Here is a 14712-nt window from a genome sequence, read left to right as displayed (position 1 = left end):
AGCCTCGTGAGAGAGCATCTTTCAAAGGCCGATGAATGACGCCGACAGCATTCTTGAACATGTCCGCGATGCTCTCTTCGCGCTCGCGCGGCTCGTTGTTGAAGCAACGCCTCTTGCACGACTGATTAACAACGCTACGCTATGCAAGCCTCTAGTCGGCGTCATCAATCCGGCTGACAAAATGAAAGAGGGGAGCTCGAACATGGTGAAGGCAACCACCAAAAAAGCGCCAGCGAAAAAGACTGCTGCAAAAAAGACTGCGACGAAAAAGGCGACGGTAAAGAAGAGCGCGGCCCCAAAGGCTGCGCGCAAAGCGGTGACGAAAAAGACCGCCGTCAAGAAGACTGCGTCCAAGAAGACCGCATCCAAGAAGACTGCGGTGAAGAAATCACCCGCCAAGAAGGCGACAGTCAAAAAGACCGCCGCCAAGACCGTCGCGAAAAAGATCGCGAGGTCGGCGCCGCGCAAGGCGCCGGCAAAGAAAACCGCCGTCAAGAAAGTCGTGCGCAAGGCGCCTCCCCGCAAACCCAAGGTGGCTCCCCCGGCGCCCCCGGAGACGGTTTGAGGGTTCGCGACAACGCGACTTTCGCAAAAGGGGACGGAGACGGTTGGCGGCGACGCTCTTACGCTGTTGCAGCGCGAGAGCAAGTCGGCGTGACTCTGGCTGTCTCCGTCCCCTTCGCGCTGCAAGCTTCGATCGAATGGAGCGAACCGCGACGGCTGATGCGAGACAGTCCTTTGCTTTCGACGTCTGCTTCAGCGGAGGCTTTTTGATCAACCGGCCAGCATCCACGGCGCGGCCGTCATCTCGCTAAGAGCGAGACGACGCAGGCCTGCTCGATCACTTCTGTCGGCTGTTCGCCGCAGATTATATTGTTAGGCCGCTTCTGAATGGATCAATGAGCGAGGCAGACTTGCGCGAAGTCGCGCCAGGTCTTGTCCGTCGCCTGTCCTGACGCTTTCATCTTTTGCCATTCAAGTCCGCAAGCGTGCATCTTTTCCCGCGAAGCAGGAGGAAGGGGATGCGGCGGCGCGTCGACGACGCTTGACGCAGATGGCGGCAGAGTCAAAGGAGGCTCCGGAATCGACGGCGCCGACGGCGGGGCGGTCGGTGCGGAACGAGGACCCGCCAAGTCGGCCGGACGCACGGGCGGCAATGGCGCAATGAATGGCGGTTTTGGTCTGCTCGGCTCCTCCTGGCTCTGAGCGGCGCATGCGGCCGCGATGAACGCGGCGACACTCAGCGTTGCGGCGACGGTTCTCGACGCCAGACCTCTACCGCTGCATGATGGCGAACGCACTTGCGCTCCTTTCGTGAGTTTTTGCCTAAGCGACCTTTATCCATTTTATCAGAACGGCGCGCGGGACCGCCTATTCTGAACTTCGCGCTCGCTCTCCATGAAGAGCCATGAAGGGCGAAATTTTGTGATGGCGCCGTCGCATGTTGCCGCGCTCGATGGCCTTGCGTAACCGAGCATGTTTGACATTGGGCGCGTGACCTTTCTAAAGGGGCAACTAAACTTGCCCGGCATGGGGGCGCTCGCCGGCATGGCGATTGAAATAGCGCTTCGCCGAATAGGCTGTGCGTGACCGTTCAGCTTTCTGTCCGGTCTTCCGCGATTGGGCCTGAAACGAGTCGCAATTCGCTTGCGAATCGGCGGAACGCTTCGCCCGGATGGCGGCTGCCGCGGGTTTCCTTAAGTATTAACTATGACTTACGTTCAATTCGTAGAATAGCCAAGGTCTGCAAGAGCTTTCAAAGAGGCTTAAGCAGCGAACGTTTTCCCGCATCACCTCGATTCTCGCCGATTCGCGCGATGAAACGACGGTTTCCATGGGGTTCAACCCCAAGGCGCATATGAAAAAGCGCCGTTCTACAAGGCTCAGACAGTTTCGGGAAAAGCTGGCGGAGACGGAGGGATTCGAACCCTCGATAGGGCTTTACAACCCTATAACGGTTTAGCAAACCGCCGCCTTCAGCCTCTCGGCCACGTCTCCACGCCTGCCGAAACGGCGCGTCGCGACGCCGGTTCCAGATGGTCTTAGGACATATGCCCGAGCGTCGGGGCGAAGGCAAGGCCCCATGCGAACATCGGGCTTGGCGCTCCTTATGCGAGAGTGGCAACAAAGCCACACCGGCAAAGCGAAAGTCGGCAAGCATCTAAAAGACGTTTTACTTAACGCCCTGCGCGACTAATGTGCCCTTGCGAACGGGGGCCAACCCGATCGTGGAATCGGATCGAACGTAATTGGCGGGCGGGGCCGCTCAGTTTATAGTTGCGTTCGATCCGGGCAAAGAGGGGACCTGGGATGTTTGGAGAATTAAACAGCTTCGCGCGCGCTCCGGCGCGGCTCTCCAGTAGACCAGTCCTGATTGGGTCTTTACAACGGAGGTTTGAAATGAGGCTCTTCAAGGGCTTGCTCCTGGGATCGGCTGCGGCCCTGGTGAGCGTGGGCGGCGCCAAGGCGGCCGACCTACCAGCATTTAAATCGGCGCCGGTCGAATATGTCCGCATATGCGACGCCTATGGCTCCGGCTTCTTCTACATTCCCGGCACCGACACTTGCCTGAAAGTTGGCGGCTTGGTCCTCGGCGAAACGCGCGGTTTCGACCCACAATTCTCCATCGGGCCGAGCGGCGGCAGCACCTTCTGGGGCAACGGGACAGCGGCCGGACACACGGCCGTAGGCACTGCGTTCCCTGCCTTGGGAGGCGTCGGCTTTATTCCATCCGCCAGCCAATATACCAATCCGCGCTCGCGCGACGCCTATTCCTTCGGGGCCTTGGGCCGGGTCGAGCTTGACGCCAGAACCAAATCGGACTGGGGCACGGTCCGCGCCTTCCTGCGCGTCGACTCCTATTACGGTTCCGGCGGCAACGCCGCCACCGGCGCGCTCAACGGCCTTGGCGGCCCCATCATCAATACGACGGGCGGATCAACCGTCCAGCGCGACACGACGATCATCAATAAGGCGTTCATCCAATTCGCCGGCTTGACGGCGGGCTACGCGCAATCGATGTTCGATTTCTACGCTGACGCCTATAACTACAACAACTTGCGCGGCTCGAACGCAACCGTCTCTTTGCTTGCCTATACCGCAACCTTCGGCAATGGCTTCTCGGCGACGCTCTCGTTCGAAGACCAGGCCTCGCGCCGCGCCTTCATCGGGAGCACCTTCGCCGGCTCCGTAAGCGCCGCGGGCGTAACCTCACCCATTCTCTTCGATGGCTTTTCCGGGACGTCCTTTCAGGCCAACCCGGCCGGCGCGCGCATACCGGAAATTGTCGGCAATTTGCGGTATGATCAGCCCTGGGGCTCTGTCCAGATCTCGGCGGCGGCCCATCAGATCTCTTCCAGCCTCTTCGCCAGCACGGCCCTGCAAACCGCTACGGCTTCGACGGCGAACGCGGCGTCTACCTATGCTTTCCCTGTCACATCCAGCAATTCCTACGGCTTCGCGGTCCAGGGCGGCGTCCAGTTGAACATGGATTATCTGTCGCCGGGCGATAAGCTCTGGCTGCAAGCCGCTTATGAAAGGGGCGCTTTCGGCTATATCGCCGGCAATAATCTCGGCTTCAACTATGGCTTGGGCGTCAACGCCAATCGCTACGCCGGCTCCGGCTTCACCTGGTCCGACTACTCCGCCGGCTGGAATCCGCAGCCTGGTTCGGATTGCGTGTGGACCGGCTTTGGTCCCTTTGCCTCCGGCGGCGGCTCCTGTCAGCAGACCTCGGGCTGGGATTTGACCGGCGCTTATAAGCATTACTGGATCCCGACCTTGGCCTCGGCCATTTACGGATCTTTTTTGCAATATAATAATCCCCAGAACGCGCTCAACGGCTTCGGCGGCGCGGTCGGCGTGTCGAATATCAAAGAGGGACGCGTGGGCACCAATCTCGTCTGGACCCCGATCAAGGGTTTCGACATCGGCACCGAGTTCATGTATGTGCGTGTGACCCAGTCGCGGCCTGTCGGGCTCGCGGGCGACTCCTTGCTTACGGCTGCCGGACTGCCGGCGTTCCGCCCCGTCACCAACGAGTACGAAGGCCGCATCCGCGTCCAGCGCGCGTTCTAATCGGCGCTTCGAAACCTGAGCTGGTTTATGAGCCCGGCGCGAAAGCGCCGGGCTTTTCTTTTCATGGATCCCAAGTCGGGACGACAATTGCGATCCTCGAACCTTGCCGCCGGCAAAATCGACGACGCGGCGAGGCCTTAAAATCGAGGCGCTTGACGCCGGATGGTGTGTTGGTCAGCGGTCGCCGAGGCTGCCGCCGGCGTCGGCGAGCGCGGCTCCGACTTCGAGGCCGAGATCGTCCATTGTCGCTTCCTCGACGACATTCACTTCCTCGCCCTTGGCTTGACGTTCGGCTTCGGCCGCCGAACGGGCGACATTGACGGTGATCTGGGCGCTGATTTCCGGGTGCAGCTGGACCGGAACCTCATGCAGTCCGATCGATTTGATCGGCGTCCGCAGAACAATCTGATTCCGGTTGGCGCTGAAGCCGCCTGCTGTGATCGCATCCGAAATGTCGCGCGGCGAGACAGATCCGTAGAGGTGGCCGGTCTCGCCGGCTTGCCGAATGATGACGAAGATCTGGCCATTGAGCTTTTCCGCGACAGCCGCGGCTTCATTCTTGGTTTCCAGATTGCGCGTTTCGAGCTGCGCCCGCTGGCTTTCGAAACGGCTTTTATTGGCTTCGGTGGCGCGCAAAGCCTTGCCGCCGGGGAGCAGAAAATTGCGGGCGTAGCCGTCCTTCACGCGAACTGTGTCGCCCATCTGTCCGAGCTTGGCGACGCGTTCGAGCAAAATCACTTCCATTGAATTGATCCTTCGAGTTGATTTCAGAGTTTGCGAGCGACCGACTTATCTTTGCGGTCGCGCAGGGAGAAGGCGGCCTCGATGAGGCCAATCAGGGCAAAAAGAACAAGCGGCCAGGGCATCAGCGCGAAAAGGCCAAAATAGATCAAGAAGAGCATCGGCTTGCGGAACCGCGAGCCGTGCGAAAGATCATGGATGACCGCGAGGCCTTGCAGCGCAAAGGCTGTTCCGAGCGCCGCCGCAACAATGGCGCTGATGAGGCCCGGAAGTCGGCCAAAATAGGTCGCCGCGATCGCGGCGGCGAAGATCAGGGCGTAAATGCGCGGCAGCTGGAGCTCGCGCGCAATGTTCGGCCAAGGACGCGGCAATCGTCCGGATACCTGCACGACGCGGCCTGCGAGCCATAGATTAAGCAGGAGCATCACGAGGCTTGACCCGGCCATGGCCGGCGCCGCGGCGAGCACTATCCACCTTGCGATAGCGTGTGGATCGATCGCGCCCGCAAGCTGTGGTTTGTCTTGGATCAAGCGCTCCAGGACCGCGGTTGTCTCCTTGACCGCGAGATCGAGCGCGATCTCAAACCCGCCGCTGCGGAAGCTCACATAGATAGCGGCGGCGACAGCGAGCGTCGCTGATATGGCGACGGCGTAGGTAAGGATTCGCTCGAGGGGACAATATTCCCGTCCAAAAGATCTGCCCGCCGCGGTCGCTATGGTCCATGGCGAACTTCCTTTCGCTCGGCTCACTGCTGCGAGGAAACTGAGCCACAAGGCCGGCAACCCAAGGCTCAGGACGAAGACCAAAGCCGCGAGGGCCGCTTCGTCGAGGCTCCGGAACCATTGCTCGGAGGGCAGCTGCGCGATCGCGAGGCCGAAAACGGTCAGCGCCGCCACAATGGTCGCCCCGACGCCCGCAAGATTGCCGAAGCCGAGCATGGCGATCATGATTGGAAGCGGCGAAAGATAGGCCAAGGCCATGGCGAGCAAGGTCGCCTGATGGACCAGGCTGAACAAAACGCCCGCCGCGAGCCCGGCCCCGATCGCGACGGCGTGAGGCGCGCCAAATTTAAAGAATCTAAGGAAACGGTTCTTGATCATGCCCTGCTGTCCCGCTGAAAAGGCGGTTAGGGGCGGGTCGGAAATGCGCCTCCGCCCGTCCCAGCAAAACCACCCGGCGCTCGCCGGATGGTCACTGGTTGCTTTGTATCGTCGAGCCTAGAGCATTTTCCAAGATTGAGGAATATGCCGATCAGCGGATGACATAGGGTAGAAGCCCGAGGAAGCGGGCGCGCTTGATCGCCTGCGCGAGCTCGCGCTGCTTCTTGGCTGAAACCGCCGTGATGCGAGAGGGCACGATCTTGCCGCGTTCGGAAATATAACGCGAAAGCAGACGGGTGTCCTTGTAATCGATCTTCGGCGCGTTCGGCGCGGAGAAAGGGCAGGTCTTCCGACGACGGAAGAAGGGCCGGCGGGGCGCTGCGGGAGTAACCATCAGAAGCCTCCCTCGTCATTCGAGATCGCCTCATCGCGCGGACGACGAGGGCCCCGGTCGCCGCGATCGGGACGCGGGCCTCGGCCGCGATCGCCACGGTCGGGGCGATCGCCGCGATCGTCATCGTCGCGTTTGCGCATCATCACCGATTGGCCGGACTCAAGCGCCTCAACCCGGATGGTCATGAAGCGGATGATGTCTTCATTGATGCCGAGCTGCCGCTCCAATTCGGTGAGGGCGGCGGGCGGCGCATCAATATTCAGTAGCGAGAAATGCGCCTTGCGGTTCTTCTTGATTCGATAGGCGAGGGACTTGACGCCCCAATATTCGACCTTCTCGACCTTGCCGCCGAAGGATTCGATCACGGATTTGAACTGCTCCGTCAGCGCTTCCACCTGTTGGGCGGAAATGTCCTGACGAGCAAGATAAATATGCTCGTAGAGAGCCATGGTGCTTGCCTTTCCTTCATGTTCGCAAAGCTTCGGCGCAGAGCCCTTCGAGCCTTGGAAAGGCTCGAGCAGACTACGAAGGCGGAGACACTGGAAAGCGGATCGACGATCGATCCTGCCCGACGAAGCGAGCTTTCCATTCAGCCCCCGGCCAAAGCCGCGAAGGGCGCTTTATACAAGGAATCGGCTCGCGCGCAAGGCAAGTTCCGCAGCAAGCTCGGCTGTCTCGTCGAATTTTGCTCTCGAGCTTTGGCGGCGCGAAACTCGAGGGATGGCGTCGCTCAACTGCTCATGCGGCGGCCGAGGGTACGCCTAAATGCAAGGACCCCATTCGCCATTGGCGTGAATGCGCCAGGCTTTCAGCCCCGCCTTAGCGACGACGATGCGGCCGGCTTTCGCCATGGCGACGAGGTGCTTGAAGACGAGCGGCGTGCGCCAAGCCAACGGTTTCGCCGGATCGCACACGGCGCGGTATTCGTCGCTGTCTGGATCTTCCATCAAGATCGCGCCGACGCGGTCGGGGCGAAGCTGCGAACTCATTCCACGATCGCTTTTCCACAGGCATTCATAGTCGCGACAAACATCCGGCCGGGTCGCATAGACGCCGCAGCCGCCGCCTTTATGGCAATGCTCGCACAAGGTCCCGGCGGGTTTTGCAAATTCCGTGATCTCGAGGACCTTGCAGCAAAAGCTGCATTCGCCGCAGGCTTTCCCGGGAATCGCCAACATGGAGTTCTTGCCTTGGGATCGATTGTCGATCCCGATTATTCGGATTTGATCGCGCGGCGCGTGACCGGACGCTAGAGAAGTCTCGTAGCGCAATCCCTTTTGCACAAAAAGAGTGGTTGCCGATCAGGTCGAAAGGAATCGTTCATGCGGACGGATGTGCGATGAGACGCGCTCAATCGGCTGACGGACAACCGTCGAATCCTCAATTCTTGAAGCATGTCAGAATCGATGATGTCGATCAAGGTTTCCGCGGATCCGCCCTCAGGTTTCGGTTGAGCCTGGGCGTATGGCGAAGCGGATATGCGTCTTCGACGATAGCCCCGGCCAGGCCTGCATTGCGCGGCGAAAGACAAAGGCGAAGCGGGGTTCCGCTTCGCCTTCGTTTAAAAACAAGCGTCAAGCCTGCTCAGTATTTGGCGACGATCGGCGCGGCCGGGGCGCCGAACTTATAGCTCAGGCCGACGCGCACAGTCTGCAAGGTCTCGTTCGTCGTGTGGGACGGAAATGCAAAGCCGTTGATAGGACCGTTCAAGGCGTCGTTGAAGGTCTTGGTGCCCCAGCTGTAATAGCGATATTCGACACGGGCCGTCACATTGTCAGTGAAGGCGTATTCGACGCCGCCGCCGACATCCCATCCATATTCGTTGGCGATGTAGGACCGGGCGCCGCCGAACGCCACAGGGGTCACGAATTGCAGGGAATTCCGGAAGTCGCCGTAAGCGAAGCCGCCGATCGCGTAGACAAGCACGCGGTCAAACGCCCAGCCGGCGCGGGCGTCGGCCGATCCAAATTCGCGGAGCGAGTCCGTCACAGTATTGAACGGAAAGGCGAGCCTGTTTCCGCTTATGCCGGCGAAATTATATTCGCCTTGAATGCCGATGACGAGCGGACCAGCCTGAATATTGTAGCCAACGTTAAGGCCGCCGAAGACGCCGGCGTCGTTGAGGCCAAAGTGGCTGAAAGGAAAGACATCGAAGTTTGTATGGTCCCAAGCGCCGCCAACCTGCGCGGTGACATAGGCGCCTGTCCATGAGAAAACCGGCGGCGGCGGCAAAGGCTCCGGAACGCGCGACGGAAGATCGGCCGCGAGCGCCGCTGTTCCTGCCGTGAGCCAAATCCCGGCCAGTGACCCGATCAGCCGCCGCGAGAATGCGTGTTTCATGTTACCTCTCCCCGTAACCGTTTGGGTTTCTTTGTCGTGATCGCTTATTTCCCCTTAAGCATTAGCACCGGGATTGGATGCGACAAGCCGAACTTCGCCAAAATGCCCCATCCCTAGCCTTGTTAGACTTACTATTCCGGCGCATGTTGTATTTTTGCGCCAGAATTGGCTTCGGTTGGGTGGCCGCCGAACAGATCGCGCCAGTCGCGGCAATCGTGATCCTTGATCCAGAGATCAGACATCGGCTTCGCGTTTTTTGACGCCTTCGGCGAAGCACGCCGCGCCGACGCCCAAGCGAACGCCGCGTCGGCGCCGAAGGAATTATGCGCTCGGCGCTTGACTCGCGTTTCCGGCAATGCGAGTCGCACGGTGCAAAAAAACAACAATGTGGGATTGGATGTTCAAGGCTTTCATTTTTCCGGGGCAAGGGTCTCAATCCGTCGGCATGGGGAAAGCGTTGGCGGATGAATTTCCGGCCGCGCGCGCGATTTTGGCCGAGGTCGACGAAGCGCTGAAGCAGAATTTGTCCCAGCTGATGTTTGAAGGCCCGCAAGAGGAACTCACTCTGACCGCCAATGCGCAGCCGGCGTTGATGGCGGTAAGCCTCGCAGCCGTCCGCGTCCTGGAAGCCGAGGCGGGATTGGATCTCGCAAGAGACGCGGGTTTTGTCGCAGGTCATTCGCTCGGCGAATATTCCGCGCTTGCGGCGGCGGGCTCCTTGACGGTCGCTGAAACCGCGCGCCTTCTTCGCTTGCGGGGCAAGGCCATGCAGGAGGCCGTGCCCGTCGGCGCGGGGGCCATGGCCGCATTGCTCGGGCTCGAATATGACGCGGGTCTCGCGATCGCCAGGGAAGCGGCGGAGGAAGCCGGCGCAGGCGAGGTTTGCCAGATCGCCAATGACAATGGCGGCGGGCAGGTCGTCGTGTCTGGAACATGCGCCGCGGTTCAGCGCGCGATCGAAATCGCCAAGACGAAAGGCGCGCGCCGCTCCGTTCTCTTGCCGGTGTCTGCTCCTTTTCATTGCGCGCTGATGCAGCCCGCCGCCGAGGTCATGGCGGCGGCCCTCGCCTCCGTCGTGATAAAGCCGCCCTGCGTCCCTCTGGTCGCCAATGTGCTCGCGGCGCCGGTGACGGATGGAGACGAAATTCGGCGGCTGCTCGTGGCCCAGGTGACCGGTGCGGTGCGCTGGCGCGAAAGCCTTGCCTACATGGCGTCCCACGGGGTCTCTCTTTTTGTCGAATGCGGCGCCGGAAAAGTCCTGTCCGGCCTGGTCAAGCGCGTCGCCGAGGCGGCTCAAGCGCTTCCGGTTGGCGTCCCCGCCGACATTGACCTTTACAAAGCTCAGGCTTGAGGCGCGTCCGCCCGCATTTGGAGTCTCTGGTAATGTTCGATCTATCCGGCAAGACCGCCCTCGTCACGGGGGCGAGCGGCGGCCTCGGCCAAGCGATCGCGCGCGCCCTGCACAGCCGCGGCGCGATCGTCGGCCTCTCAGGAACGCGACTCGACGCGCTCGAAAAGCTCGCCGCCGAGCTTGATGCGAAGGTCCATGTGTTGCCCTGCGACCTCGCCGACAAGACCGCGGTCGAAGCGCTTATTCCGGCGGCGGAGGCCGCGATGGGGGGCGTCGACATTCTCGTCAACAATGCGGGCGTCACGAAGGACAATCTCTTCATGCGCATGAAGGATGACGAGTGGGATACTGTTCTCGCCGTGAATTTGACCGCGATATTCAGGCTTTCGCGAGCTTGCCTCAAGGGAATGCTGCGCAAGCGTTATGGCCGAATCATTGGGATCAGCTCCGTCGTCGGCGTCACCGGCAATGCGGGGCAGGGCAATTACGCCGCGTCGAAGGCCGGCATGATCGGCATGTTCAAAAGCCTCGCCGCGGAAGTCGCGAGCCGCAACGTGACGGTCAATTGCGTCGCGCCGGGATTTATCGAAAGCCCGATGACTGACGTCTTGAACGAAAAGCAGAAGGCCGCGATCCTCGCTTCGGTGCCTATGGGACGGCTCGGAGCCGGCGACGATGTCGCAGCGGCGGTTCTCTATCTGGCCAGCTCCGAGGCCGCCTACGTCACCGGCCAGACCCTGCATGTCAATGGAGGAATGGCAATGATTTAAATAGGTTACAGTGCGGTCGAAGGGCTCCGCGCGGGCTCTCGCCAACTTGATTGAAGTATGTTACCAACCGTCGTTGAGCAGTCAGGGCAGCAATCTTTGCGGGGATGAAAGGATTAAGGTTCTGGACTTTATCCCCCAATCACGGTCATACGGGCGCGCGGACTTAGGATCCCGATCGTATGCGTCGTGGCGCCACCCAATACCGCGCATCGATGTCGGCCGATGTCGGCAAATTTTGTGAGGACAAGGATCTAACGACCATGAGCGATGTCGCCGAGCGCGTAAAAAAGATTGTGATTGAGCATCTCGGTGTGGATGCCGAGAAAGTCGTCGACAATGCCAATTTCATCGAAGATCTCGGCGCTGATTCTCTTGACACCGTCGAGCTCGTCATGGCTTTCGAAGAGGAGTTCAGCGTCGAGATTCCTGACGACGCCGCTGAAACCATCGTGACCGTCGGCGACGCCGTCAAGTTTCTGGAGAAAGCGACGGCGGCTTGATCTTTCGAGCGCTGGTTGCATCGGACGCGAAAATCTCTCTGAAACAATTGCTTCCTTGAGGCGGCGAAGGGGTCGTTGAGGTCGGCCTCGGCGGCGTTCCGCTATTTTGACCAGGTCCTGAGATGCGAAGGGTAGTCGTCACTGGTCTCGGTATGGTTTCGCCGCTCGCGAACGGCGTCGAGCCCACCTGGAGCCGTTTACTTGCGGGCCAGAGTGGGGCTCGACGCATCGAAGGGTTTGATACTTCGGATCTTGCTTGCAAGATCGCCATGCCGGTTCCGCGTGGAAATGGGGCCGACGGGACCTTCAGTCCTGACGATTGGATGGAGCCGAAAGAACAGCGCAAGGTTGACGACTTCATCCTTTACGCCTTGGCGGCCGCAACGCAGGCGCTCGCCGACGCCGACTGGAAGCCGGTTACGCGCGAGGACCAAGTCAGGACCGGCGTTCTGATCGGCTCGGGAATCGGCGGCCTTACCGGCATCGCCGAGACCGCGATCATTTTGAAGGAGAAAGGCCCTCGCCGGGTGTCGCCTTTCTTCATTCCCGGCCGTCTCATCAATCTCGCCGGCGGATATGTCTCGATTCAGCACGGCCTCAAAGGACCAAATCACGCGGTCGTCACGGCATGTTCGACGGGCGCGCACGCCATTGGCGATGCGGCTCGCCTGATTGCGCTCGAGGATGCCGACGTCATGGTCGCTGGCGGCGCCGAATCGGCGATCAGTCGCATAGGCATCGCCGGATTCGCCGCCTGCCGGGCGTTGTCCACCAATTTCAACGACCAGCCGACGCAGGCCTCGCGCCCTTACGATAAGGATCGGGACGGCTTTGTCATGGGCGAGGGAGCCGGCTGCGTCGTCCTCGAATCCTATGACCACGCCAAGGCCAGAGGCGCCCGGATCTATGCGGAGCTCATCGGCTACGGCATGTCGGGCGACGCCTATCACATCACCGCGCCGGAGGCGAGCGGCGACGGCGCCTTCCGGGCGATGACGGCTGCGATCAAGCGGGCCGGCATTTCTCCGGCCGAAATCGATTACATCAACGCGCACGGCACCTCGACCCCGCTCGGCGATGAGATCGAGCTCCATGCGGTCCAGCGGCTGGTCGGCGACGGCGCGAATGCCCTTTCGATGTCCTCGACGAAATCAGCGATCGGACATCTCCTCGGAGCGGCGGGGGCGGTCGAGGCGATCTTTTCGATTCTTGCGATCAGGGACCAAATTGTTCCGCCGACGCTTAATCTCGATCATGCTTCTGTCGAGACGCGGATCGATCTCGTCCCGCACAAGGCGCGCAAGCGCGACGTCGCCTGCGTCCTGTCCAATTCCTTCGGATTCGGCGGGACCAACGCGTGTTTGATCTTCCGGCGGGCGGAGTAAGCGTCGCGGCAAAACAGCAATAAAATTTCTTGCCAAGACTCGATTTCGCCATATTTTCCGCGCGGGATGCGGATAAAGCCTGGAAAGGCTTCGCCTTATCTGCGTTTGGTGAAATCGTCCGGCGACGATCTATTAAATTGAGTTGATAGGCGGCATGGCTCCAGAGTCCGACGGCAACGGTGGAGGGGGCAGAACCGATCCGTCCCGATCGGGCAGTCGGTTCGCCGGCCAGAGGGTCGCGCCCCAAAGCCCGAATGAAGCGCTGCAGCCGGAGGCTGCGCCTCCGCCCCCGCCTATACCGCCGAGCCGGCGCAGGCCGGCCCTTTCGGCCTTCAGCGGCTTTCTTTCGTTCCTCCTGATCGCCGCGGTCGCCGCGATGTTCGGGCTCGTGTGGAGCCAGCAGCGCCTGCGCGAGCCGGGGCCGCTCGCCGCCGACAAGGTCCTTTACATTGCACCCGGCGCCGAAGTGCCCGACATTATCGCCGAACTCGACCGCGAAGGCGTGATCGACAGTCCTTTCGCCCTAAATCTGGCGCTCCTGATCGACGGCAGCCGTTCGAAGGTCAAGGCTGGCGAGTATCTCTTCAAGCAGAACGCCAGCTTGCGCGACGTGATCGATACGCTGGTCAATGGCAAGCAAGTCTTGCACGCGATCACGATTCCCGAGGGGCTGACCAGCGAGCAGATCGTCGAACGGCTTCGCGAGATCGACGTCCTTCTCGGCGACGTCAAGGACCTTCCGAAAGAAGGCACCTTGCTGCCGGAAACCTATAAGGTCGCGCGTGGGACGTCGCGGGCCGACCTCATCAAGAAAATGCAGGACGATCAAAGGCGCATCGTCGATCAGATTTGGGCGCGCCGCGCCAGCGATCTCCCATTGCGCTCGCCTTATGAGCTCGTGATCCTCGCCTCCATCGTTGAAAAGGAGACGGGCCGGGCGGACGAGAGGTCGCGCGTCGCCAGCGTGTTCATGAACCGACTCGCGAAGAGGATGCGGCTGCAATCCGATCCGACGATCGTTTATGGCCTGGTCGGCGGCAAGGGCACGCTGGGCAGAGGGATCTCCCGCGCCGAGCTCGAAAAGCCCACGCCTTACAATACCTATACGAATGACGGATTGCCGCAGGGGCCGATCGCCAATCCCGGCCGCGCGGCGCTCGACGCCGTGGCGAATCCGTCCCGCACCCAGGACCTCTATTTCGTCGCCGATGGAACCGGCGGCCATGTCTTCGCCGAAACGCTCGATCAGCACGCCCGCAATGTTCAGAAGTGGCGCCAGATCGAAAAAGAGGCCAAGGACAAGCCGGATAAGCCGGCGGGAGATGTCGACAAGGCGGCGCCCCAGGTTCAACCGCCCGCTGGCGGGGCGGCGCGCGGCGATCAGCATGGCGCGATCGAGTCGCCGCGCTCCGTCTATGGGTCTCTCCCGACTTCGTTCAAGGCGGAGGCCGCGGCAAACGTCCAGCCTTCGTCGCTTTCTAATGCGCCGGCCGCATCGGCGATCGCAAAGGCGGCGCCGATGATGGTGGGGCTGGCGCCGCCCGTTCAGTCCGAACTCGACAAGAAGCCGGCCAACCGCGGCGCCGACAAACACGGTTCGCCGGTCAGCGCTTTTACGATGGGGCCGGGACTCGAAGAGCTCGGCATCACGGTGCGCGGGGTTCAGCCGTCAGCGGCGGCGACGCTCGACGGTCCGATCGGCGCGTCGGAAATGGTGGATGCTCCGCCGGAACCCGCCAGCATCCGCTCCGATCCGAAGGCGCGCGCCGCGCAGGAGCCTCTTACCGCAAGGAGCGACGAGCCGCCGCTTGAGCCGGAAGAGTCCGCCCCTCAGCCGCCGCAGACGAGCGCGCGCGTGGCGCGCATCCGTCACCTCGACGCCTCGGAAGGCAAGCCGTTCGACCCGCTTCTCGATAAGACCTATGATTTGAACTATCCGAAAACCGTGCCGGCGTTGAGATAGTCCAGCAAGCCGGATCGCATTCGCTTCGCTTGGATTGGACCGAGCATAGGCCGCGCCCTGTCTTATATTGGGAACGCGGTTTCGGTCCCCG

General features: G+C 61.2%; 13 protein-coding genes and 1 tRNA gene. 7 read left to right on the top strand and 7 right to left on the bottom strand.

What is annotated here, in order from left to right; translation table 11 throughout:
* The first annotated feature begins 202 nt into the window (after positions 1-202).
* Positions 203-565, top strand: coding sequence for a histone H1-like repetitive region-containing protein (locus RZS28_RS01015; protein WP_407339371.1), 363 nt, complete (start codon positions 203-205; stop codon positions 563-565).
* 1339 nt (positions 566-1904) lie between these two features.
* Here RZS28_RS01015 and RZS28_RS01010 read toward each other — a convergent pair.
* Positions 1905-1998 (bottom strand) — tRNA-Ser (locus tag RZS28_RS01010).
* 402 nt (positions 1999-2400) lie between these two features.
* Here RZS28_RS01010 and RZS28_RS01005 point away from each other — a divergent pair.
* Complete coding sequence (locus tag RZS28_RS01005) at positions 2401-4077, top strand: porin (RefSeq protein ID WP_407339370.1); 1677 nt, start codon at positions 2401-2403, stop codon at positions 4075-4077.
* Positions 4078-4251: 174 nt separating this feature from the next.
* Here RZS28_RS01005 and rplI read toward each other — a convergent pair whose 3' ends face one another.
* The 6 genes from rplI to RZS28_RS00975 form a co-directional block, all read right to left on the bottom strand.
* Positions 4252-4821: a 50S ribosomal protein L9 gene (rplI, locus tag RZS28_RS01000; protein WP_407339369.1), complete on the bottom strand. Its 570-nt coding sequence runs from the start codon at positions 4819-4821 to the stop codon at positions 4252-4254.
* Positions 4822-4844: 23 nt separating this feature from the next.
* Positions 4845-5918, bottom strand: coding sequence for a hypothetical protein (locus RZS28_RS00995; protein WP_407339368.1), 1074 nt, complete (start codon positions 5916-5918; stop codon positions 4845-4847).
* A 151-nt stretch (positions 5919-6069) separates the two neighbouring features.
* Positions 6070-6312 (bottom strand): 30S ribosomal protein S18, encoded by a 243-nt coding sequence (rpsR, locus tag RZS28_RS00990; protein WP_407339367.1) that lies wholly within the window; start codon positions 6310-6312, stop codon positions 6070-6072.
* On the bottom strand, positions 6312-6761 hold the full coding sequence (gene rpsF / locus RZS28_RS00985) for a 30S ribosomal protein S6 (RefSeq protein ID WP_407339366.1): 450 nt from the start codon (positions 6759-6761) through the stop codon (positions 6312-6314). Before rpsF ends, rpsR begins: the two co-directional genes overlap by 1 nt.
* Before the next feature lie 312 nt (positions 6762-7073).
* A complete protein-coding gene (locus tag RZS28_RS00980; RefSeq protein WP_407339365.1) occupies positions 7074-7490 on the bottom strand; it encodes a hypothetical protein in 417 nt (138 codons plus the stop codon).
* 406 nt (positions 7491-7896) lie between these two features.
* Positions 7897-8652 (bottom strand): outer membrane protein, encoded by a 756-nt coding sequence (locus RZS28_RS00975; RefSeq protein ID WP_407339364.1) that lies wholly within the window; start codon positions 8650-8652, stop codon positions 7897-7899.
* 397 nt (positions 8653-9049) lie between these two features.
* Here RZS28_RS00975 and fabD point away from each other — a divergent pair, with 397 nt between their 5' ends.
* The 5 genes from fabD to mltG all read left to right on the top strand — a co-directional run bounded on the left by fabD (position 9050) and on the right by mltG (position 14621).
* A complete protein-coding gene (gene fabD, locus RZS28_RS00970) occupies positions 9050-10003 on the top strand; it encodes an ACP S-malonyltransferase (protein WP_407339363.1) in 954 nt (317 codons plus the stop codon).
* A 32-nt stretch (positions 10004-10035) separates the two neighbouring features.
* The gene (fabG, locus tag RZS28_RS00965) at positions 10036-10773 is read left to right on the top strand and encodes a 3-oxoacyl-[acyl-carrier-protein] reductase (RefSeq protein WP_407339362.1); all 738 of its coding nucleotides are present in this window, start codon (positions 10036-10038) and stop codon (positions 10771-10773) included.
* 260 nt (positions 10774-11033) lie between these two features.
* Entirely contained in the window at positions 11034-11273 is a 240-nt protein-coding gene (locus RZS28_RS00960) for an acyl carrier protein (protein WP_026606003.1), read from the top strand.
* Between the two features lie 122 nt (positions 11274-11395).
* Positions 11396-12658, top strand: coding sequence for a beta-ketoacyl-ACP synthase II (fabF, locus tag RZS28_RS00955; RefSeq protein WP_407339361.1), 1263 nt, complete (start codon positions 11396-11398; stop codon positions 12656-12658).
* Between the two features lie 154 nt (positions 12659-12812).
* Positions 12813-14621, top strand: coding sequence for an endolytic transglycosylase MltG (gene mltG / locus RZS28_RS00950; protein ID WP_407339360.1), 1809 nt, complete (start codon positions 12813-12815; stop codon positions 14619-14621).
* Positions 14622-14712 lie beyond the last annotated feature (91 nt).

The organism is Methylocapsa polymorpha (assembly GCF_045689225.1).
Taxonomy (GTDB): domain Bacteria; phylum Pseudomonadota; class Alphaproteobacteria; order Rhizobiales; family Beijerinckiaceae; genus Methylocapsa; species Methylocapsa polymorpha.
This window is presented reverse-complemented; position numbering and strand designations above follow the sequence as displayed.

Excerpts from the sequence above, each read along its gene's own strand:
- RZS28_RS01015 (WP_407339371.1), top strand. The coding sequence starts at position 203 with ATGGTGAAGGCAACCACCAAAAAAGCGCCAGCGAAAAAGACTGCTGCA.
- RZS28_RS01005 (WP_407339370.1), top strand. The coding sequence starts at position 2,401 with ATGAGGCTCTTCAAGGGCTTGCTCCTGGGATCGGCTGCGGCCCTGGTG.
- rplI (WP_407339369.1), bottom strand. The coding sequence starts at position 4,821 with ATGGAAGTGATTTTGCTCGAACGCGTCGCCAAGCTCGGACAGATGGGC.
- RZS28_RS00995 (WP_407339368.1), bottom strand. The coding sequence starts at position 5,918 with ATGATCAAGAACCGTTTCCTTAGATTCTTTAAATTTGGCGCGCCTCAC.
- rpsR (WP_407339367.1), bottom strand. The coding sequence starts at position 6,312 with ATGGTTACTCCCGCAGCGCCCCGCCGGCCCTTCTTCCGTCGTCGGAAG.
- rpsF (WP_407339366.1), bottom strand. The coding sequence starts at position 6,761 with ATGGCTCTCTACGAGCATATTTATCTTGCTCGTCAGGACATTTCCGCC.
- RZS28_RS00980 (WP_407339365.1), bottom strand. The coding sequence starts at position 7,490 with ATGTTGGCGATTCCCGGGAAAGCCTGCGGCGAATGCAGCTTTTGCTGC.
- RZS28_RS00975 (WP_407339364.1), bottom strand. The coding sequence starts at position 8,652 with ATGAAACACGCATTCTCGCGGCGGCTGATCGGGTCACTGGCCGGGATT.
- fabD (WP_407339363.1), top strand. The coding sequence starts at position 9,050 with ATGTTCAAGGCTTTCATTTTTCCGGGGCAAGGGTCTCAATCCGTCGGC.
- fabG (WP_407339362.1), top strand. The coding sequence starts at position 10,036 with ATGTTCGATCTATCCGGCAAGACCGCCCTCGTCACGGGGGCGAGCGGC.
- RZS28_RS00960 (WP_026606003.1), top strand. The coding sequence starts at position 11,034 with ATGAGCGATGTCGCCGAGCGCGTAAAAAAGATTGTGATTGAGCATCTC.
- fabF (WP_407339361.1), top strand. The coding sequence starts at position 11,396 with ATGCGAAGGGTAGTCGTCACTGGTCTCGGTATGGTTTCGCCGCTCGCG.
- mltG (WP_407339360.1), top strand. The coding sequence starts at position 12,813 with ATGGCTCCAGAGTCCGACGGCAACGGTGGAGGGGGCAGAACCGATCCG.